The organism is Streptomyces sp. AM8-1-1 (genome assembly GCF_032229325.1).
Taxonomy (GTDB): domain Bacteria; phylum Actinomycetota; class Actinomycetes; order Streptomycetales; family Streptomycetaceae; genus Streptomyces; species Streptomyces achmelvichensis.
The window spans coordinates 99,890-118,148 of record NZ_CP135086.1 but is presented as its reverse complement, the minus strand read 5'-3'; the positions used below and the strand labels follow the sequence as shown (position 1 = coordinate 118,148).

21 protein-coding genes and 3 pseudogenes are annotated in these 18,259 nt (G+C 68.4%); 15 read left to right on the top strand and 9 right to left on the bottom strand.

Annotated elements, in window-relative coordinates:
• Positions 1-166: 166 nt before the first annotated feature.
• A complete protein-coding gene (locus RPQ07_RS00555) occupies positions 167-1,381 on the top strand; it encodes an alpha/beta hydrolase (protein WP_313941959.1) in 1,215 nt (404 codons plus the stop codon).
• A 386-nt stretch (positions 1,382-1,767) separates the two neighbouring features.
• Here the strand turns inward: RPQ07_RS00555 and RPQ07_RS00550 are convergent, their stop codons facing one another.
• Entirely contained in the window at positions 1,768-2,205 is a 438-nt protein-coding gene (locus RPQ07_RS00550; RefSeq protein ID WP_313941958.1) for an ALF repeat-containing protein, read from the bottom strand.
• Positions 2,206-2,540: 335 nt separating this feature from the next.
• Here RPQ07_RS00550 and RPQ07_RS00545 point away from each other — a divergent pair, with 335 nt between their 5' ends.
• Positions 2,541-2,720 carry a hypothetical protein gene (locus tag RPQ07_RS00545; RefSeq protein WP_313941957.1) on the top strand — a complete coding sequence of 60 codons (180 nt, stop codon included), beginning with the start codon at positions 2,541-2,543 and terminating at the stop codon, positions 2,718-2,720.
• Between the two features lie 107 nt (positions 2,721-2,827).
• Here RPQ07_RS00545 and RPQ07_RS00540 read toward each other — a convergent pair whose 3' ends face one another.
• The gene (locus RPQ07_RS00540) at positions 2,828-3,355 is read right to left on the bottom strand and encodes a peptidylprolyl isomerase (protein ID WP_313941956.1); all 528 of its coding nucleotides are present in this window, start codon (positions 3,353-3,355) and stop codon (positions 2,828-2,830) included.
• 455 nt (positions 3,356-3,810) lie between these two features.
• Here RPQ07_RS00540 and RPQ07_RS00535 point away from each other — a divergent pair, with 455 nt between their 5' ends.
• Positions 3,811-4,059: a BON domain-containing protein gene (locus RPQ07_RS00535; RefSeq protein WP_313941955.1), complete on the top strand. Its 249-nt coding sequence runs from the start codon at positions 3,811-3,813 to the stop codon at positions 4,057-4,059.
• Between the two features lie 599 nt (positions 4,060-4,658).
• Complete coding sequence (locus RPQ07_RS00530; RefSeq protein ID WP_313941954.1) at positions 4,659-5,204, top strand: elongation factor P; 546 nt, start codon at positions 4,659-4,661, stop codon at positions 5,202-5,204.
• Between the two features lie 127 nt (positions 5,205-5,331).
• Here RPQ07_RS00530 and RPQ07_RS00525 read toward each other — a convergent pair whose 3' ends face one another.
• The gene (locus RPQ07_RS00525) at positions 5,332-5,742 is read right to left on the bottom strand and encodes a DUF3052 domain-containing protein (protein WP_313941953.1); all 411 of its coding nucleotides are present in this window, start codon (positions 5,740-5,742) and stop codon (positions 5,332-5,334) included.
• A 70-nt stretch (positions 5,743-5,812) separates the two neighbouring features.
• On the bottom strand, positions 5,813-6,163 hold the full coding sequence (locus RPQ07_RS00520; RefSeq protein ID WP_313941952.1) for a hypothetical protein: 351 nt from the start codon (positions 6,161-6,163) through the stop codon (positions 5,813-5,815).
• A 534-nt stretch (positions 6,164-6,697) separates the two neighbouring features.
• Here RPQ07_RS00520 and RPQ07_RS00515 point away from each other — a divergent pair.
• Positions 6,698-7,150 carry a hypothetical protein gene (locus RPQ07_RS00515; protein ID WP_313941951.1) on the top strand — a complete coding sequence of 151 codons (453 nt, stop codon included), beginning with the start codon at positions 6,698-6,700 and terminating at the stop codon, positions 7,148-7,150.
• A gap of 97 nt (positions 7,151-7,247) precedes the next feature.
• On the opposite strand, the gene RPQ07_RS37730 is transcribed toward RPQ07_RS00515, so the two are convergent.
• The 3 genes and pseudogenes from RPQ07_RS37730 to RPQ07_RS00500 form a co-directional block, all read right to left on the bottom strand.
• Positions 7,248-7,385, bottom strand: a complete 138-nt coding sequence (locus RPQ07_RS37730) for a hypothetical protein (RefSeq protein ID WP_413777682.1) — start codon at positions 7,383-7,385, stop codon at positions 7,248-7,250.
• A 171-nt stretch (positions 7,386-7,556) separates the two neighbouring features.
• A pseudogene (locus RPQ07_RS00505) lies at positions 7,557-7,799 on the bottom strand (NAD(P)/FAD-dependent oxidoreductase); the annotation flags it as partial.
• A 13-nt stretch (positions 7,800-7,812) separates the two neighbouring features.
• Complete coding sequence (locus tag RPQ07_RS00500; RefSeq protein ID WP_313941950.1) at positions 7,813-8,229, bottom strand: arsenate reductase ArsC; 417 nt, start codon at positions 8,227-8,229, stop codon at positions 7,813-7,815.
• Between the two features lie 91 nt (positions 8,230-8,320).
• On the opposite strand from RPQ07_RS00500, the gene RPQ07_RS00495 reads away from it, so the two are divergent.
• From RPQ07_RS00495 to RPQ07_RS00480, 4 genes and pseudogenes are all read left to right on the top strand, one after another.
• The gene (locus RPQ07_RS00495; protein WP_313941949.1) at positions 8,321-8,629 is read left to right on the top strand and encodes a metalloregulator ArsR/SmtB family transcription factor; all 309 of its coding nucleotides are present in this window, start codon (positions 8,321-8,323) and stop codon (positions 8,627-8,629) included.
• Entirely contained in the window at positions 8,626-9,735 is a 1,110-nt protein-coding gene (gene arsB / locus RPQ07_RS00490; protein ID WP_313941948.1) for an ACR3 family arsenite efflux transporter, read from the top strand. The genes RPQ07_RS00495 and arsB overlap by 4 nt, the downstream gene beginning before the upstream one ends.
• A pseudogene (locus tag RPQ07_RS00485) lies at positions 9,732-10,798 on the top strand (ArsO family NAD(P)H-dependent flavin-containing monooxygenase). Before arsB ends, RPQ07_RS00485 begins: the two are co-directional and overlap by 4 nt.
• A gap of 22 nt (positions 10,799-10,820) precedes the next feature.
• Positions 10,821-12,419: an FAD-dependent monooxygenase gene (locus RPQ07_RS00480; protein WP_313941947.1), complete on the top strand. Its 1,599-nt coding sequence runs from the start codon at positions 10,821-10,823 to the stop codon at positions 12,417-12,419.
• On the opposite strand, the gene RPQ07_RS00475 is transcribed toward RPQ07_RS00480, so the two are convergent.
• Positions 12,391-13,440 (bottom strand): flavin-containing monooxygenase, encoded by a 1,050-nt coding sequence (locus RPQ07_RS00475; protein WP_313941946.1) that lies wholly within the window; start codon positions 13,438-13,440, stop codon positions 12,391-12,393. The genes RPQ07_RS00480 and RPQ07_RS00475 overlap by 29 nt on opposite strands.
• Positions 13,441-13,506: 66 nt before the next feature.
• Between RPQ07_RS00475 and RPQ07_RS00470 the strand changes: the two genes are divergently transcribed.
• Complete coding sequence (locus tag RPQ07_RS00470; RefSeq protein WP_313941945.1) at positions 13,507-13,824, top strand: metalloregulator ArsR/SmtB family transcription factor; 318 nt, start codon at positions 13,507-13,509, stop codon at positions 13,822-13,824.
• A gap of 21 nt (positions 13,825-13,845) precedes the next feature.
• Here the strand turns inward: RPQ07_RS00470 and RPQ07_RS00465 are convergent, their stop codons facing one another.
• Positions 13,846-14,211 carry a metalloregulator ArsR/SmtB family transcription factor gene (locus RPQ07_RS00465; RefSeq protein ID WP_313941944.1) on the bottom strand — a complete coding sequence of 122 codons (366 nt, stop codon included), beginning with the start codon at positions 14,209-14,211 and terminating at the stop codon, positions 13,846-13,848.
• Between the two features lie 74 nt (positions 14,212-14,285).
• Between RPQ07_RS00465 and RPQ07_RS00460 the strand changes: the two genes are divergently transcribed.
• The 5 genes and pseudogenes from RPQ07_RS00460 (at position 14,286) to RPQ07_RS00440 (ending at position 17,924) form a co-directional block, all read left to right on the top strand.
• Positions 14,286-14,453, top strand: coding sequence for a hypothetical protein (locus RPQ07_RS00460; protein ID WP_313941943.1), 168 nt, complete (start codon positions 14,286-14,288; stop codon positions 14,451-14,453).
• A 32-nt stretch (positions 14,454-14,485) separates the two neighbouring features.
• A complete protein-coding gene (locus RPQ07_RS00455) occupies positions 14,486-15,850 on the top strand; it encodes an FAD-dependent oxidoreductase (protein ID WP_313941942.1) in 1,365 nt (454 codons plus the stop codon).
• Positions 15,851-15,887: 37 nt separating this feature from the next.
• Positions 15,888-16,352 carry an ArsI/CadI family heavy metal resistance metalloenzyme gene (locus RPQ07_RS00450; protein ID WP_313941941.1) on the top strand — a complete coding sequence of 155 codons (465 nt, stop codon included), beginning with the start codon at positions 15,888-15,890 and terminating at the stop codon, positions 16,350-16,352.
• A gap of 7 nt (positions 16,353-16,359) precedes the next feature.
• Positions 16,360-16,992, top strand: a pseudogene (locus tag RPQ07_RS00445) (MFS transporter); the annotation flags it as partial.
• Positions 16,993-17,654: 662 nt separating this feature from the next.
• The gene (locus RPQ07_RS00440; protein ID WP_313941940.1) at positions 17,655-17,924 is read left to right on the top strand and encodes a hypothetical protein; all 270 of its coding nucleotides are present in this window, start codon (positions 17,655-17,657) and stop codon (positions 17,922-17,924) included.
• Positions 17,925-18,259: the final 335 nt, after the last annotated feature.

Genomic DNA, 18,259 nt, shown 5'->3' with positions numbered 1-18,259 from the left:
CCGCTCGTCAGGTCATCGAGCAGCATTTGACGCGCAAGGTTGGCCGCTTCGCGGGGAGCGCGGTGGATGTGGGACCTGGGGCGTACCGGCATCCTTCCGAAGCCGTACGCGCAACTACCGCTTGCGACGGACGAGTTGCGAGGAGTCTGAGACTACGTTCGATCTCATGAACCTGCGCCGCTGTCTCACCGCTTTTACCCTGCTTGGTCTGTCGCTCGTTCTCACCCTTCAGGGCCCAGGTATCGCTGTGGCTGCTGCCGCACCGCTCTCCGGCTACCCGGACCGTCGTAGCGTTACGGCACCGGCGGTCGAGTTGCCGAGGACCGAAGGACGGTACGCCGTCGGTGCCCAGACGCTGCACCTGTCCGATCCAGGCCGGAGCGACCCGTGGGCCTCCCCGGCACGCCGTGAGCTGATGGTGTCGGTCTATTATCCGGCCCGCGCCTCCAGCGGGGGTACCGCTGCGTACATGACGCAGAAGGAGGCCCGGTTGCTCCTTGAAGCGAGAGGCCTGGCGGGTGTTGTGCCTGCCGCGGCCCTGAGCGGTGTGCTGACCCATGCGCGTGTGGACGCCCGGCCCGCGACAGGTCGTTTCCCGCTGGTACTGCTCTCGCCGGGCTTCTCCATGCCACGCAGCACGCTCACCACCCTGGCGAACGACCTTGCGAGCCGCGGCTACGTCGTCGCGGCAGTGGACCATGCCCACGAGTCCGTCGGTACGGCCTTCCCCGGCGGCCGGGTGCTCACGTGCCGGGCGTGCGAGCAGGTCACGACGGACGAGCAGCGGGCGCAAGTGGCCGCCGGCCGGGCCCGCGACCTTTCGTTCGTGATCGATCGCCTGACGACGCTGAAAGCACCGTCGTCCGGGACGTCCCAGCAAGGAAGAAGTCTCCCGTACGCATTCATGGTCGATCATCGGCGGATCGGCGTGGCAGGTCACTCCATCGGGGGCGCGGCTGCAGCCGCGGTGATGATGCGTGACCCGCGTGTGCGTGCGGGCTTGAATCTGGACGGCAACTTCTTTGACCCACTCGACGAAGCGGGCTTCGGTGGCAGGCCGTTCATCATGATGGGCGCTGCTTCCTCTCACAGTCCCGCGAGCCCGGGCAGCGACTGGCGGGAGGCGTGGGAGCGTATGCACGGGTGGAAGCGCTGGCTGACGGTTTCGGGGGCCGAGCATTTCACCTTCACCGATCTGCCCGTCCTGGCCGGCCGGCTCGGCCTCTCCGACCCCGCCGCGCCGCTCTCGGGTGAGCGCTCATGGCAGCTGACACGCGACTACTCGGCCGCCTTCTTCGACGCGCACCTGCGCGGCATGACACACCCGCTGCTCGATGGTCCCGCGGCCGACCGGCCGGAGGTCGCGTTCCCTCTGATGTAACAGCAGCCGACGCAGGGCGTGCCCTTCGGTGACACATCAGCTGCGGTCTGGTCCGCGGTTCCTCCCGCCGTGGCCTGTGGGCCCGACCACCGCGGCAGCCTGGATGATGGCGCGGTCAGCTAAAGGTGACAGAGCCGTCCCCGATGTTCTGCAGCGTCCCGCTGGCCGGGTCGCCGCCGTCGGTCACGACGAATCGACCCAGCCGGCCATCGCTACGCAGCCGGGGCTCCTGCGCGTCGCGGCGGCGCAGACGACGGGGGCCCGGGCGGGGCGAGCCTGTCGGCATCGGCACATCGATGGCGACAGGCTTGCCCCGCGCTGGTTCTCGCGGCGCTGCGCAGTGCGACCGCTCCCCGGCGGATGGGCGTTGTACCTCGGCGAGACGGTCAGTCGACCTGGTACCTGCCGACTTCCAGGAAGTGGCGCAGCGCTTCAGGTGTGTTGTCGTCGAGAGCGGCGTTGGCTGCCGCGCGGAGAGCCGGGCTGATGGACGGGTCGGCGAGGATGCGTGCGATGGCGACGCGGTCGTCCTCTGCCTGGGCGAGCCGGTAGCCGGTCTCCAGCCAGGCGCGCATGGCGTCGGGGTCGTTCGCGTCCAGCAGTGCGTTGGCTTCTCGTGTCACCCGCCGCCCGCCGTCCGGGTCGGCGAGGATCCGGGCTATGGCCACCCTCAGGTCGTCAGCGCTCGGTTCGTCCGCGGACGAGGACACGGCCACTGTCACAGCAGTAGGTGCTGCTGGGGCGGCGAAGGACGGGGTGGCGAGCAGCAGGGCCGGGGCGAGGATGCCTGCGGCGATGCCGGCGTGTACGCGATGCAGTGGCAAGAGGAGTGCTCACTTTCTCATGACCGTAGGTGAGTTGGTGTCACCGTCTCCGTCGGAGGTTAGTGGGCGGGTCTGACATTGACGCTTGTAGCCAGTCCGGGTCGGCGACGGCGAACCGTTCCATGATGCTCGCGGCGCGGGCCTCTCATCGTGAGAGCCGCGGCGGTTGCGGCACATAGGAGGCGAGTCGATTTCGTGGGGAGGAGTCGTGCAGTGGTCGGAGCAAGTGGTGGTGCGCGAGGAGTCCGCCTTGCCTGCGGGGACTGGGGTGGGCGGGGACAGCCCCCACGTGCTGTTGCATGACCTGGCCGGTCACGCGGGGGAGTGGGAGGAGGGTGCTGCGGACCGGGGGCGTCGAGTTCGGGTCCGACCTGGCGTTCGCGGCGCTGCATCAACTGCTGCGGCCGGTGGCCGGATTGCTCGACGCTCTGCCCGGGCCGCAGCGCGACGCCGTGCGAGCGGCGCTGGGGCACGCCGTCGGCGGCGCGCCCAACGGCAGGGCCGCTTCGAGCTGAACGCGGGCAACGCGGCCGAGGCCGTGCGGATCCTGGCGGCGGGCGTCAGCCTGGACACGCTGGCCGACGCTGCACACTGCCTGTCAGAGGGGCGGGCCGGCCTCGTCTCAGGAGACGCGGATGCTTTCGATGACGACTTCGTCGACGGGGCGGTCGTTGTCGCCGACGGCGGTGGTGGCGATGGTGTCGACGACCTTGGAGGGTTTTTCGTCGGCGACTTCGCCGAAGATGGTGTGCTTGAAGTTGAGCCAGGTGGTCGGGGCCACGGTGATGAAGAACTGTGAACCGTTGGTGGACGGTCCGCTGTTGGCCATGGCCAGCAGGTAGGGGCGGTCGAACTGCAGGTCGGGGTGGAATTCGTCGGCGAACTTGTAGCCGGGGCCGCCGTGTCCGGTGCCGGTGGGATCGCCGCCCTGGATCATGAAGCCGTCGACGATTCGGTGGAAGAGGGATCCATCGTAGAAGGGGCCCGAACCCTCGCCCTTCGCGTTCCGTTCCGTGTACTCGCGCGAGCCGTCGGCCAGGCCGACGAAGTTCGCGACCGTCTTGGGCGCATGGTCGGGGAACAGGTTCGCCCGGATCACCCCGAGGTTGGTGGTGAGGGTGGCGACGGGCTTACCGGTGGATTCCGCCACTGCGGTTCCTTTCCTCGCTGCGGACTGCGTACGGCCAGTCTGCGAACCCGCCGCCGGGCACCGGCCGTGGCGCGCCGGGCCGGCACGGATGGCCCACGCGTTGGGCGGCCGGGGAAGGCTGCGGCCAACAGGGGGCGGCGGCGTAGCCGGCGGCCCGGCCGCGGAAGCGGGCCTGACCCTCATGGGGATGGGAGGATGTGCAGCGTGCCGGTCGTTGTCCATCCGCCACCGGCCGGCGGGGCGGCGGCCGGCGAGGGCAGCCTGCCGCTTCTCTGCCGGTCCCCGCGGGGAGGCATGGTCAGACGGCTGGCGTCCTGGGCGTGGGGCCGGCGAAGGGGGCCGTACGCCGCGCGCAGGGGGCCCGGTCGGGTGACATGCGGGCTGATCTCCGCTTTGGGCGCTCCTGCTGTTGAGACGCTGGTCCTTCGTGTCCGTCGACAGGAGGAGTGCAATTCGTGAGGCACGATGCCAGGGAAGAAGTGACCGACGCGTGGATCACCACCCAGGTCAAGGCCGAGCTGCTCGCGGGGGCGTCCGTCGGTCGGGAGATCAAGGTGGAGACGGTCAACGGTGTCGTCACCCTCACCGGTTCTCTGACCACGCAGGCGGAGCGCGATAGGGCCGTCAGCAGCGCCATGTCCGTCACGGGTGTGACGAGGGTCGACGCCAGCGCGCTGCAGGTGGAACCCAGCGCCGGAAGGTAGCCCCCTGAGAGGCACGTGGCCTGCGGGCGGGGCGCTTCCGCGGCCACGATGGTGATGCAGTGCCGGTCAGCCGGACGGAGCGATGCCGTGAGCGATGATGCGCAGCGCTCGTCGCTGCCGTGCGCCAGGCGATCACCGGAGGCAGCAGGCACAGCATCGACCTGACGATCATCATCCCCATCTGTACGAACGCTGCGACCTCCGCGCCGACAGCGACTGATCCATCTGCTGGGCCGCGCCCAGAGTGGGCTGCGGGTGTCAACACCTGTCCCGTGACAGGGCTTTGATCATTTGTCACGGTAGTCGCCCCGGCTGATCGTTGACGGGGGAGTGATCTCCCGCCCGCTGTTCGGCAGCGCGGAGCGTGGGCTCGTGCTCAGCCTCGATCAGGGGTGCGGGTCGGCTACAGCGCAGGCTGGCCGCCGCGTCGGAGAGGTCACCCGGATGCCTGACTTCTGAGCCCGGTACACAGCGTGACAGTTCTATGACGCTGGGTATCTGCGCACTGTGGTGGCTACCGCTGCGCCGGAGTGCTTATGCCCGGGACGGGGCGGGCCTGATCGGGGCTCATGTCGGTACAACGTGAGGAGTTGTCTTCTGTGGCTGCTTTGGACGATGTCAGGAAGGGCCTGAAGCTTGAGGTGGATGGCCGGCTCTACCGGGTCATCGACTTCCAGTACGTCAAGACCGGGGGCCAGGCCTCCGTGCGCGCCGAGCTGAAGGGGGTCGGCTCCGGCACGGGCATCGAGAAGATTTTCGACGCGGACGGCCAGATCAAATTCGCCGATGCGGAAGAATGGTCGATGCAGTACCTGTACGCGGAGGGCGACGACTGCGTCTTCATGGATGCGGCCACCGGCGAGCAGCTCCAGGTTCCCTCTGGCGTTGTCGGGGACGCCGCCAAGTACCTGACGGACGGCTCCCAGGCCGCGGTGACGCTGTACCAGGGCCTGCCGCGGGAAGTCGCGATTCCGGCCGTGGTCACGCTGGAAGTCGTCGAGACCGAGCCGGCCAGCCAGGGCGACGGGACCAAGCCCGCCACTCTGGAGACCGGGGCCGAGGTCAAGGTCCCGCTGTTCATCACCACCGGTGACAAGGTCAAGGTCAACACCCGCGACGACAGTTGCCTCGGCCGGGTCAAGTAGCCACGGCCGCTGCTCGCTGCCCTGGGGCATAGCACTCGCCTTCGCCCAAGGGGCCGGCGGTGTAGGCCGTGTCGCCGGTTTGCCCGGGGGCTTCGCGCGTTGGCCCGGTTCGCAGGCTACCGCCGGTTTACGCGTGCGCTTTCGGCGTGGCGAGGCGGCAGGCGGTCCAGTGTGCACCGGCGTTGACGGCTTTGGTCTGGGCGAGGCCGGCGGTGCTTGCTGCCTCGCCGATGTCGCTGGGCTCGATGTAGCCGTCGGCTCCGCTCTTCGGCGTCAGCAGGAGCACGCTGCCGCCTTCGTCGAGGTACGTGAGCGCGTCGACCAGGGCGTCGGTGAGGTCTCCGTCGTCCTTGCGGAACCACAGCACCACCGCATTGATCACATCGGCGTAGTCCTCGTCGACCAGCTTCGTGCCGGTTGCCTGCTCGATCGCCTCGCGCAGCGGCTGGTCGACGTCATCGCCGTATCCGATCTCCTGCACGGTCATGTCCGGCTCGAACCCGAGCCGGACCGCCAGGTTGCTGTCCACTGTTGCCATGCTGTCGCTCCTCTGCTGTGCGTACTTTCTGTTTGCTTCCACCACCCGGTACATGGCGCCACGTACACCGTCAGGTGCAGGTTGCGTGGACCACGACCCTCGCCGCGTCGGGGGAGTCGTTGTTCACGCCGATCACGTAGGAGTTGCTCGGCACGTCGGTATAGGCGTCGAGGACCTCCAGGACTCCGTCTACAGTCCCTTGTTCGTAGTGGCCGCCGTCGAGGATGGTTGTGCCCGCGGGACAGGTGGCCCTGTATGCGGCGTGGGTGGTGTGTGCGGGCACCGTGTACTGCCTCTGCACCACCGTGGCATCGGCAGGGGCATGCGGCTCCGGCCCGCTGGGCGCCACCGCGGTCCCCGCCGACCACGCGGAAATGAGAGCGACCACTGCACCGGCCCACCGCACCCGCGTCCCGAACATGCCTCCACCTTTCGCTCAACCGTGACGTAACGCTCGGGCGGATAGCCCCGCCCTAAGGCGCAACCAGAGGGGCATTCCGCCCCATCGGGTGCCATACCGACACCCTCAGGGTCTTCCACTACCCAAAGCGATCAACAGAACACCAAAAGTGAGATTCTGGCGGGCCTGCCCGCAGGCGGAGTGCCCGGGGTAGGACCGCCCTGCGCTCTGCGACAGCACAAGACCCCGGGTGTCCACTCCCGGGGTCTTGTTTCGTGCGGAACCACCCGGTTCAACGACCGGCCGATCGCGCCGTCACGCCCCCGTCGGCCCGCAGGGGGCGGCGCGCCAGGTCGCCCGGCGCTGGTGAGTCCTGGTGGTGTTCGGCGTGTGAAAAGAGGGGGGCGGCACTCTTGCCGCCGAAGCGGGTGGTACGTGGGACCGGTTGGTGCGGCGGTCCTTGGGTGCCGGCGTCCTGCGATGAAGGATGACCTTGGTGTCGGCCCGGCTTTCGGCGGGCCGCTTCGAACGTCTGTCAGAAGGAGCGCGCGTCATATGGAGCACCGTTGGGAACACGCGACCGCCGGCTCGCTCAGGGTGCAGCACTGCCTCTACCGCGAGGGAGACCGGCCCCCCGCGGTCAAGATCTTGGAAGTCACACCATCGAAGCCCGGCAAGCACGGCTCGAACAAAGTGCTCATCAAGGGCGATGACCTACAAACCGGCCGTACCTGGACGGGGTCCTACGCCGTGGGTGACCCCGTCACCGTGGTCCACCCGCATGGCTCCCGCCACCACGTGCTGGACGCTACCGAGCAAGCGGTGGACCTGAAAGATACTGAGTCGCAGGAGACGATCACCGTTACCTCTGATCAACTCTGCCTCGGTTCGCTGTCCATTGAGGCCGTGCACCAGGCGATCACTGACGGCGGCGAGCACAGCATCAAGGTGACGATCTTCACCCCCGCCCTGTACGCACTCAGCGACCTCCGCCCGGCCGGCGACTGATCCCAACCGTGGTGCGACCTGACGCTGACCGCGTTGTACCGCAGGTCCTCAATCAGGCACTGAGCGCTGCCCGCCGCCCAACAGCACGGCCGATCGGTTACCAGCCATGCATGTTCGCTGCCCATTCGAGGCCGTGGTTGGCGAGTTGCTGGAGTTGGTCGGTGGTGAGTTTCGCGCGCCGGGTTTTGGCGTTGGAGAGGAACACCCCGAGCTTGACTTCGGTGCCGTCGTCCACTGCTCGATGTGGGCTCTGGGGACGGTGGCGGTGCCGGTGCGGGCCGTGTACTGCGCTAGGGCTGCTACGCCCCGTTCGAGGGCTGCTGTGCGGCTCTGTGAGGGCTTGGCCCGGGGCGGCAGCACCTCAGCCGCGGGCTGTTCGGCGGGCTGTACGCCAAGGGCGGTGAGGTTCGACTTTGACGATGTCGTCGTCGATCATCTTGGCGCCGAAGCGCATCGCCTGGGCGCGCATGGTTTCTATGAGCTGGGGCCCTTGGGCGCCGTCTGGGGAGCCGGGGAAGTTCTCGACCTCGGTGGTCGTGGTGAGCGACCCGCCGATGAAGATGGCGCCGCCGAAGACTAGCGGCTTGAGGTCGGCGCGGGCGGTGTAGAGGGCCGCCGCATATCCGGCGGGGCCGGAACCGATGACGATGACGTTGCGTACGTCAAAAGAGACGCTCGTCCGCGTCGATCTCTTTGATCAGACCCTCGACCAGCTTCTTGATCTCGTCGCGGATCGGGCGGACGGCCTCGACGCCCTGTCCGGCCGGGTCTTCCAGCGTCCAGTCGAGGTAGCGCTTGCCGGGGAAGACGGGGCAGGTGTCGCCGCAGCCCATGGTGATGCAGACGTCGGAGGCCTTGACCGCGTCGACGGTGAGGATCTTGGGGGTCTCGGCGGTGATGTCGATGCCGACCTCGCGCATCGCCTCGATGGCGGCCGGGTTGACCTGGTCGGCAGGGGCGGAGCCGGCGGAGCGGACCTCGATCCGGTCTCCGGCCAGGTGGCTGAGCCAGCCGGCGGCCATCTGGGAGCGGCCGGCGTTGTGGACACAGACGAACAGCACAGAAGGCTTCTCGGGCATCAGGAGGTCTCACTTGTCTCGCGATGATTCAGGCACACGTGACATCAGCACCCGGTGGCGTCAGCGTCCACTGATGTGACAGTATCAGCCCATGATGACGTCAGTCGACACTGACCTGATGCGGGTGCTGGCCGACCCGCTCAGGCTTCAGATCGTGACCCTGCTCGCCCGCGAGACGCTCTGCACTACGCACTTGGTCGAGGAGACCGGCGCCAAGCAGACGAATCTCTCCAACCACCTGCGCGTCCTGCGTGAGGCCGGGGTGGTGGAGACCGAGCCGTGCGGGCGCTTCACGTACTACAAGCTCCGCCCCGACGTCATCGCCCTGCTCGCCGGCCAGTTCGCCGATCTGGCCGAGTCCGCGCGCACTGCTGCAGAGAACAAGAGGGCCTGTCCATGACCCCCACTGAACCGACCACCGCCGCCGCACCCCCGCAGAGCGGCGAGGAGGCCTCGGTCGTTGCCAAGCTGTCCACCATCGACCGGTTTCTCGCCGTGTGGATCCTGCTGGCCATGGGCCTGGGGCTCGGATTCGGCCGGCTCATCCCCGGGATGAACGACGCTCTGGCCAAGGTCGAAATCGGCGGCATCTCGCTGCCCATCGCGGTCGGCCTGCTGGTCATGATGTATCCGGTGCTGGCGAAAGTCCGCTACGACAAGCTGGATGCCGTCACCGGCGACAAGAAGCTGATGGTGTCCTCGCTGGTCATCAACTGGGTCCTCGGCCCCGCAATCATGTTCGCGCTGGCGTGGATCTTCCTGCCGGACCTGCCCGAGTACCGCACCGGCCTGATCATCGTCGGCCTCGCCCGCTGCATCGCCATGGTCATCATCTGGAACGACCTCGCCTGCGGCGACCGTGAAGCCGCGGCCGTCCTGGTTGCGCTCAACTCGGTGTTCCAGGTCATCGCGTTCGGCCTGCTGGGCTGGCTCTACCTCGACCTGCTGCCCGGCTGGCTCGGCCTGGGTGACGGCGAGAAGCTCGACATCTCGATGTGGAAGATCGCGCTGAACGTCGTCATCTTCCTCGGCGTCCCGCTGCTGGCAGGCTTCCTGACCCGCCGCTTCGGCGAGAAGAAGATGGGACGCGAATCCTACGAGGCGAAGTTCCTGCTGAAGATCGGACCCTGGGCGCTTTACGGCCTGCTCTTCACGATCGTCATCCTCTTCGCACTGCAGGGGAAGACGATCACCTCGCAGCCGCTGGACGTCGCCCGCATCGCGCTGCCGCTGCTCGTCTACTTCGCCGTCATGTGGTTCGGCACCTTCCTGCTCGGCAAGGCCATCGGCCTGAACTACGACCGCACCGCCACGCTCGCCTTCACCGCCGCGGGCAACAACTTCGAACTGGCCATCGCGGTCGCCATCGCCACCTTCGGCGTCACCTCGGGCCAGGCCCTCTCGGGTGTCGTCGGACCGCTTATCGAGGTTCCGGTGCTGGTCGCGCTCGTCTATGTATCGCTGGCGTGGCGCAAGAAGTTCACGGCGCCTCAGCTCTCCGCATGACACAGCGCACCGAGGTGGTGGTGGTCGGCGGCGGCCAGGCAGGTCTCGCTGCCGGCTACCACCTCCGCCGCCTCGGCGTGGACTTCGTCATCCTCGATGCCCAGTCCACGCCGGGCGGAGCCTGGCAGCACGCCTGGGACTCACTTCACCTGTTCTCGCCGGCCGCGTACTCCTCGCTGCCCGGCAGGCTCATGCCCGCACAGGTGGGCGAGGACTACCCGGACGCCGGCCACGTCGTGGACTACCTGGCCGACTACGAACGGCGCTACGACCTTCCGCTGCAGCGCCCGGTTCAGGTCCGGTCCGTCCGGCGGGACGGCGAGCGGCTGCGGGTCGAAACCGACGGGGACGCCTGGTCGGCGCGGGCGGTCATCTCTGCGACCGGCAGCTGGTGGCGGCCCTTTCTGCCGTCCGTTCCCGGCCGGGGAGTGTTCGGCGGCCGCCAGCTGCACACCACGAACTACCGGCGCCCCGCCGACTTCACTGGGCAGCGCGTCGTGGTCGTGGGCGGGGGGAAACCGGCGCACAGATTGCCGCCGACCTTGCCCCTCATACGGAACTGACCTGGGTAACGCTGCGCCCGCCCCGATTCCTGGCCGACGACATCGACGGCCGGGCCCTCTTCGACGCGGCCACCGCCCGCCGTAGAGCCTTGGACGCGGGCCGCGCAGACACCGCTGGCGTCGCGTCACTCGGGGACATCGTTGCCGTCCCGCCAGTCCGCGTGTCCCGTGACGCCGGCCTGCTCAAGGCTCAGCCGATGTTCGAACAGCTCACCGCCGACGGCCTGAGATGGAGCGACGGCACAATGGCCCGCGCAGACACGGTGATCTGGTGCACCGGCTTCCGGCCCGCACTGTCCCACCTTGCACCTCTCGGCCTGCGCGGCACACGCGGTCATATCCTCACCGACGGCACCCGGGCGGTCGACGAACCCCGGCTGCACCTGCTCGGATACGGCGACTGGACGGGCCCCGCATCAGCCACTCTCGTCGGCGTCGGCCGCCCGGCCCGCGACGCCGCCGCCGCGATTGCGGAACTGCTGGACGGCCGCACTTCCTGACGCGCAGAGGCACACTGCTGTCATGACTGCGCGTGAGCCGCTTGACGTCCTGGTCGTCGGCGCGGGGCCGACCGGGCTGGCGCTCGCGGCCCAGCTGCAGGCGTACGGCGTGCGTTTCCGGATCGTCGACCGTCACCTGGACCGGGCCCGAGAGTCACGTGCGCTGGCCATCCAGCCGAGAACGCTGGAAGCTCTCGCCCCGTACGGAGTGACGCAGACGCTGGTGGAGCGCGGGAACCCGGGCGTACAGGTGCACATGCATCTGTCCGGCCGTACCGTGCGGCTGCCGCTGTTCGACATCGGCGTCGCCGACACCCCGTATCCCTTCCTGCTGTTCCTGTCCCAAGCCGAGACGGAGAGGGTGCTCGGCGACCATCTTGCCGGGTCTGGCACGGCCGTCGAACGGGGCACCGAAGTGCTGGAGCTGACCGCGGAAGCCGCCTACGTGACCTGCCGACTGAGGCGCCGCGACGGCACCGAAGAAAGCCTGACCGCCCGCTATGTGGTCGGCTGCGACGGGGCCCGCAGCACCGTGCGCGGTCAGGCAGGCATCGGCTTCGCAGGGCACGCCTACCCGCAGACCTTTGTCCTCGCGGACCTGGAGGTCGACGGTCTCGAGTCCGGTGCCGTCCACGGCTACATGACCGACATCGGGATGGTGTTCTTCTTCCCGCTGGGCTCGCCGGCCAGCTGGCGGATGCTCGCGATCCGTCCGCCCGAGATCACAGACGGCGCAGGACCGGTGAACCTGGCCCTGTTGCAGGCGCTCGTCGACCGACACCTCAGCGACCCGCTGCATCTGCGGGAACCGGTGTGGATGACCGACTTCAAGATCTACAACCGCGGCGCTGAGCGCTACCGCGCGGGTCGCTTCTTCCTGGCAGGAGACGCTGCCCATATCCACAGCCCGGCCGGCGCCCAGGGCATGAACACCGGCATTCAGGACGCTCTCAACCTCGGCTGGAAGCTCGCCCTCGTCAGCAAGGGCGCCGCACCGGAAGCCTTGCTGGACACCTATGAGCCTGAACGTGCCCCGGTGGGACGGAACGTGCTGCGCTTCACCGACCGCGCCTTCAGGGTCGCGACCAGCCAAAATCCGCTGCTGCGGCTGGCCCGTACCCACGTCGCGCCCCGCATCGCGCCGCTGGCCGTGCGTCTACCCGCACTGCGTTCCGTCGCCTTCCGCACCATCTCCCAACTGGCCATCCACTACCGCCATAGCCCCGCCGCGACCGACGGGCCCCGCTCGTCCAGGCATCGCCCACGGGCGGGGGATCGACTCCCCGACACCCCAGGAAACCTCCACGCGCTGACCAAGGCACCCGGATTTCACCTGCTCCTCGCCGGCCCTCGCGAGTTGTGGGACTCAGACCAGATCTCGGCCGCCACCCACGGCCGCGACCACCTCGTCCACCTCCACGCGCTGGCTGCCGACCGACTCTGGCGCGGCATCACGCACTGCCTGGTCCGACCGGACGGCTACATCGCCTACCGCGCCGGAGGCAGGGACCTGGCCGGGTGCACCGGGTACCTGCACCGCTGGCTGCCCACTCCTCGGTCCCGGGACGTTGCGTCCAGCAGTAGGCGTCCTTTTACCGGGTCCGGCGACTCACCCGGGTGAGGACGTGCCCGGCATCGCGACCCACACCGCGCAGGGTCTTGGAGGAGAAGCTGCGCTGGAACTCCATGCCGACGAAGCCAAGTGAGGGAACGGCTGTGGCGATGCCGCCGCGGTACAGGGGCCGTCCGTCGGCGTTCAGGACGCCGCTGCCTTCCAGGTAGGGGAAGGCGGGCCGATAGCCGGTCGCGAGGATCACCGCGTCTATCGCCTCTTTCGTGCCGTCGGCCCACACGACGCCATCAGGCGTGAGGTGGGTGAACATCCCTCGCTGGTCGACGCCGTGCTCCAGCAGGGCGGTTCGGTAGCGGCCGTCGTCCAGGACCGACACCGGCACCTTCTCCAGCAGACGCCGGATCGGGGCGACGTCCAGTCCCGTGTTCTTGAGCCACCAGTGCAGGTCCTTGCCGAGCGGACGCTGTGCCATCCATCCGATCGGGCGACGGCTGGCCAGCGTGGTGTCCGCCACGGCTCCGAGTTCTGCGGCGATCTGGATCGCGGAGTTGCCGCCGCCGATCACCACGACCCGCTGCCCGGCGAACGCACCCGGGCTGCGGTAGTCGGCGGCGTGCAGCACCCGTCCCCTGAACTCCTCCCGCCCGGACAGGTTGGGAAGGTAGGGGGTGCCGTAGTCGCCGGTCGCGGCGATGACTGCCCGCGCGGTGAACTCCCGGGCGTCGGCGGCGCGCACCGACCAGGCGCCGCCCTGGCGGGTCACCGAGGCGACGGTCGTGGAGGTATGGAGGTCCGCGGTGAGCCGGTGGGCGTAGGCGCGCAGGTAGTCGACGACTTCGTCCCGGGTCGGGTACCGGTCGGGGTCGCCGGGGAAACGCATCCCGGGCAGGGACGAGTACCGGGCGGGGGAGAAGAGGGTGAGGTTGTCGTAGTAGCGCGGCCATGCGCCGCCCGGCGCCTCTGCGGATTCGAGGACCAGTTTGCGGGTGAAGCCGTGACGTGGGGCGAGGGCGGCGGTGGCCAGACCGGACTGGCCTGCGCCGATGACGATGAGGTCGGCGTGCTCCATGAGATCCTGGAACCCAGATAGTTCGTTGATTCGGGAAATGACGAAATGAGAGGCAGGGAAACGGCAGTGGAAGGCGATGCGCCGGTGGTCGACCAGGCGACGGCCGACTTCCTCAAGGCCCTGGCGAGCGAGACCCGGCAGCTGGTCATGCAGCAGTTCGCCGGCGGACGTGAGCTGACCGTGAGCGAGGTCGCGGAGCGGTGCGGACTGAGGCCGTCGACCACGTCCGAACATCTGAGCCTGTTGCGCCGCGGCGGCCTGGTGCTCGCCCGCAAAGAGGGCAAGCAGGTCTTCTACCGAGCCGACGGCGCCACCATGGCCGACCGCCTGGACGCACTCCAGGACTACTTGCTGCGCTGCTGTCCGCCGGACTGCACCGGCTGACCGCAGCCGCTGGGGGGCAGGTCAGGCGCGCAGGTCGAGCATGGCCGACATGGCGGCCACCACGGACGGGGCGACCTGGTAGTAGACCCAGGTGCCACGCCGCTCGGAGGTCAGCAGGCCCGCGTCCTTGAGCTTCTTCAGATGGTGGGAGACCGTCGGCTGCGAGACGCCGACATCGGAGATGTCGCACACGCACGCCTCCCCTCCCGGATGCGAGGCGACCCGCGAGAACAAGCGCAGCCGCACCGGGTCGGAGAGCGCCTTGAACATGGCGGCCATCCTCTCCGCATCCGCCTGAGACAGCTCCCCGGCCGTGATCGGCGGGCAGCACGGCACCACGGTCTCCCCTTGCAGGACGGGCAACTCCGCAACCTCAGAATTCGACATGCGTCTATGTTGACACTCGTCGAAGCAAGTGGCAACCTTCAAGGCATCGACAGACATCGAAACAAGGGGTTGTCGTGACGACAGCAATCCGTACCGCGCTCACCGCCGCACGGGCCCGCCGCACGGCCCGTCACCTGGCCCAAGTCCGCTTCTGCGACGGCCGTGGGCAGGTCTGCGACAGCAGCTGCCGGGCCACCGCTCACCGCGAGCGCACTCAGCTGACCGTCCTTTCCGCCCGCTGATTCCTCCCACCTACGTCAGGAGACTGAGCACCATGACTGAGCAGCAGCCGCTCCCCGTCGTCGTGATCGGAGCCGGACCGGCCGGGCTCGCGGCCGCCGCCCACCTGCTCGAGCGCGGCCTCGACCCCCTCGTCCTGGAGGCAGGCGACGCCGCCGGCGCGGCCGTGCGGCAGTGGTCGCACGTGCGCCTGTTCTCCCCCTGGGGCGAAGTCGTCGACCCGGCAGCCGAAAAGCTGCTGGCCCCCACCGGCTGGGTCAAGCCCGACGCGGACACCTACCCCACCGGCGGGGACTGGGCCGAGCAATACCTCCAGCCGCTCGCCGACGTCCTCGGCGACAAGGTGCGCTTCGGCACCCAGGTCACCGGTGTCTCCCGCAGCGGCCGTGACCGGATCGTCGACGCCAACCGGGAGGCACAACCGTTCGTCGTGCACGTCAGCGCCACTGACGGCGGCGAGGAGCGCATCTTCGCCCGGTCCGTGATCGACGCCTCCGGCACCTGGACGATCCCGAGCCCGGCCGGCGGCAGCGGCCTGCCCGCGCTCGGCGAGAAGGCAGCCGCCGACCGCATCACCTACCGCGTCCCGGACCTGAAGGACCCTGCTGTACGGGCCCGTTACGCGGGCAAGCGCACCGCCGTCATCGGCTCCGGAGCCTCCGCCTTCACCGCCCTCGCCTACCTGTCCGACCTCGCGAAGTCCGACGACGGAACCGGCACGCACGGCGTGTGGATCCTGCGCCGCGGCCTCTCCGGCTCCACCTTCGGCGGCGGCGAAGCCGACCAGCTCCCCGCCCGCGGCGCGCTCGGCCTCGCCGCGAAGGCTGCCGTCGACGGCGGCTACGCCGATGCGGTCACCGGTTTCCGCACCGACGCTGTCGAGCGGGACAGCGACGGCCGCCTGGTCCTCGTCGGGGAGGACGGCCGCCGCCTCGACCCCGTTGACGAGGTCATCGTGCTGACCGGCTTCCGCCCCGACCTCACCTTCCTCGACGAGCTGCGCCTCGGCCTCGACGAGCGGCTCCAGGCCCCGGTCGAACTCGCGCCGCTGGTCGACCCCAACCAGCACTCCTGCGGCACCGTCTACCCGCACGGCGTGAACGAGCTCTCCCACCCGGAGAAGGACGTCTATCTGGTCGGCATGAAGTCCTACGGCCGTGCCCCCACCTTCCTCGCGATGACCGGCTACGAGCAGGTCCGCTCGATCGCCGCGTCTCTGGCCGGCGACCAGGAGGCTGCCGAACGCGTCGAGCTGACCCTCCCCGAGACCGGCGTGTGCGGCGGTGCCGGCCTGTTCGACGAGCCCGAGACCGCACCGTCCGACGGCGGCGGCTGCTGCGCGGTCCCTGCCACTCTCCAGATCGGCGTCGGCGCGCCGGCCACCTCCGGCGGCTGCTGACGCACACCCACCCACCCGCCCCTGCAGGAGGATCGTCATGTCACGTATCCAACTCGCCCTGCGCGTCCCCGACCTGGCCGCGTCTGTCGCCTTCTACACGAAGCTCTTCGGCACCGAGCCGGCCAAGCTCCGTGACGGCTATGCCAACTTCGCTATCGCCGAGCCCCCGCTCAAGCTCGTCCTCATCGAAGGCACCGCCGGCGAGGACACCCGCATGGACCACCTCGGCGTAGAAGTCGACAGCATCGAGGCCGTCCACGCCGCCACCACCCGACTGAGCGAAGCAGGTCTCGCCACAGCAGAGGAGGACGACACCAGCTGCTGCTACGCCCTCCAGGACAAGGTCTGGGTCCACGGACCCGGCCAGGAACCGTGGGAGGTGTATGTCGTCAAGGGCGACGCCGACACACTGAGCAAGCAACAGGGCAGCACCTGTTGCACCAGCCCGGCCGTCGCCGACACCGATGCGCGCGAAACTGTCACCGCCAGCAGCTGCTGCTGACCTGGCGATGACCAAACTTCACACCGACCAGGCCGCGACCGGAACGGGGGACCGGTCGCGGCCTCGCGCCGTCCTGCCCGCCCTGTGTGCCACGCAGATCACCAGCTGGGGCATCGTCTACTACGCCTTCCCTGTGCTGACCCCGAGATCACCGCCGCCACGGGCTGGCCTGCCGGCGCAACGACCGCCGCGTTCTCCGCGGCTCTGCTCGTCTCCGCGCTCGCCGGGATCCGCGTCGGCCGCATCATCGACCACCGCGGACCGCGCACCGTGATGACCGTCGGTTCGGTTCTCGGCGTGCTGAGCATCCTCATCGTGGCCGCAGCCCCCAACCTGCCTGTTTTCGCGGCTGGCTGGCTGCTCGCCGGCCTGTCGATGGCCGCGACCTTCTACCAGCCCGGCTTCGCCGCGCTCACCCGCTGGTGGGCCCCCGACCACGTCCGCGCTCTCACCATCGTCACCCTGGCCGGCGGCCTTGCCTCCACGGTCTTCGCGCCCCTGACCGCAGCCCTCGCCGCACACCTGTCCTGGCGCGCGACCTACGCCGTCCTCGCCGGCATCCTCGCCGCTGTCACCATCCCCGCCCACGCTCTCGCGCTGAAAGCACCCTGGCCCGAGGCGCCACAACCGCCCGCCCGCGCCAGCCACCACGCGGACGCCGTATCTACATGTGCAATGGTATTCAGATGCAGATGTACTATCGCGTTGTCCCGGCGCGCTATTCCGTCCCGCCAGGCTGGAAGGTCGGGGCCTACGGCAAGGATGTCAGGCATCTCGACGGTCCTGCCCGCTTCTATGGGTCGAATCCGAACTATCGTCACGTGATTGAGGCTGGAACGAAGGGTGGCGTGTCCAGAGGACGCAGCGTGAAGTGGAAGGGTTCGGCGACCCCGTTTGGTCTTTCACTCGGCGGATCGCCTCAGTACGACGGCAGTCATCAGCAACTGATTAAGGCCGGAGACAGTAAGGTCACAACGCACGATGTCTGGGGACAATATGCACCGATCGACCAGAATCCGGGCGTCCTGTACTCGTACTAGACTCTTCGCTCTGGCCCTCGCGGGTCTCCTGGCAGCATGTTCGCAGCCTTCGAGTGAGGACGCCGCAGAACCTGGAAATGCACTGGCTGGAGAAGCCGAAGCAGCCGCGTTTGTCGGAACCGACAATGCCACTGTCGGCCAGGAGTGGCGTTTCGCTCTCCCGCTCCCGTACAACAAGTCATCAAAAGACTTGAAGATTACTCGAGCTGAGATTTTGGATCTCCCATCGGGTACCAAATTTCTCCGCACGAGTGTCCACGCAATGAAGGAAACCGACAATGCGGTGATCTGGCTCACCAGCGCCGGATCGGGAGACCCCGGCTCAAAACTTCTCGATGCGTCCAAAGACCTATCGAGCAGAGCAGTCAACGTAAAGGCTCGATCCGCGAGTGGCGTGTACTACGTCGCACACCTCAAGGTGACCGGCCCGATTTCCACGGATGTTGAAAAGTGCCGGTACGAGTATCAGCAGGACGGTAAACGCTATACGCAGACCATCGGGTGCAGACTAGAGCTGCGCCTCAAGAAATAGCTCGCCAGTCAGCCCAGTGCAGCGTCGCAGATGCTGCACTGGGCTGACGTCGTTACGACAAGCCGCTGAACATCGAGGTGCTTGCAGACGCGATCGACTCCGAGCCGTTCCTCCCCAAGAAGGCTGCCTGATGAAATCCGTTGCCACCCGCGATCTCTGATCCTCACTCGACGTGGTCGACGTCTTCGGGCGTCAGGTCGCTGCGCGGCCGTTGTGCCCGGACAGCGTGGCGCCAGCGGCTGGCGTCAATCGCGGTGTCGCCGAGGAACTCGACGACGATCTCCGGCTCGACGCAGGTGAACGACAGCGGTTCAGGGCTGCCCCAGCTACTGAGG

Bases quoted from the DNA above. Each gene is read 5' to 3' on its own strand.
- RPQ07_RS00555 (WP_313941959.1), top strand. From the start codon at position 167: ATGAACCTGCGCCGCTGTCTCACCGCTTTTACCCTGCTTGGTCTGTCG.
- RPQ07_RS00525 (WP_313941953.1), bottom strand. From the start codon at position 5,742: ATGGCAACAGTGGACAGCAACCTGGCGGTCCGGCTCGGGTTCGAGCCG.
- RPQ07_RS00520 (WP_313941952.1), bottom strand. From the start codon at position 6,163: ATGTTCGGGACGCGGGTGCGGTGGGCCGGTGCAGTGGTCGCTCTCATT.
- RPQ07_RS00515 (WP_313941951.1), top strand. From the start codon at position 6,698: ATGGAGCACCGTTGGGAACACGCGACCGCCGGCTCGCTCAGGGTGCAG.
- RPQ07_RS00500 (WP_313941950.1), bottom strand. From the start codon at position 8,229: ATGCCCGAGAAGCCTTCTGTGCTGTTCGTCTGTGTCCACAACGCCGGC.
- RPQ07_RS00495 (WP_313941949.1), top strand. From the start codon at position 8,321: ATGATGACGTCAGTCGACACTGACCTGATGCGGGTGCTGGCCGACCCG.
- arsB (WP_313941948.1), top strand. From the start codon at position 8,626: ATGACCCCCACTGAACCGACCACCGCCGCCGCACCCCCGCAGAGCGGC.
- RPQ07_RS00480 (WP_313941947.1), top strand. From the start codon at position 10,821: ATGACTGCGCGTGAGCCGCTTGACGTCCTGGTCGTCGGCGCGGGGCCG.
- RPQ07_RS00475 (WP_313941946.1), bottom strand. From the start codon at position 13,440: ATGGAGCACGCCGACCTCATCGTCATCGGCGCAGGCCAGTCCGGTCTG.
- RPQ07_RS00465 (WP_313941944.1), bottom strand. From the start codon at position 14,211: ATGTCGAATTCTGAGGTTGCGGAGTTGCCCGTCCTGCAAGGGGAGACC.
- RPQ07_RS00455 (WP_313941942.1), top strand. From the start codon at position 14,486: ATGACTGAGCAGCAGCCGCTCCCCGTCGTCGTGATCGGAGCCGGACCG.
- RPQ07_RS00450 (WP_313941941.1), top strand. From the start codon at position 15,888: ATGTCACGTATCCAACTCGCCCTGCGCGTCCCCGACCTGGCCGCGTCT.
- RPQ07_RS00440 (WP_313941940.1), top strand. From the start codon at position 17,655: ATGAAGGAAACCGACAATGCGGTGATCTGGCTCACCAGCGCCGGATCG.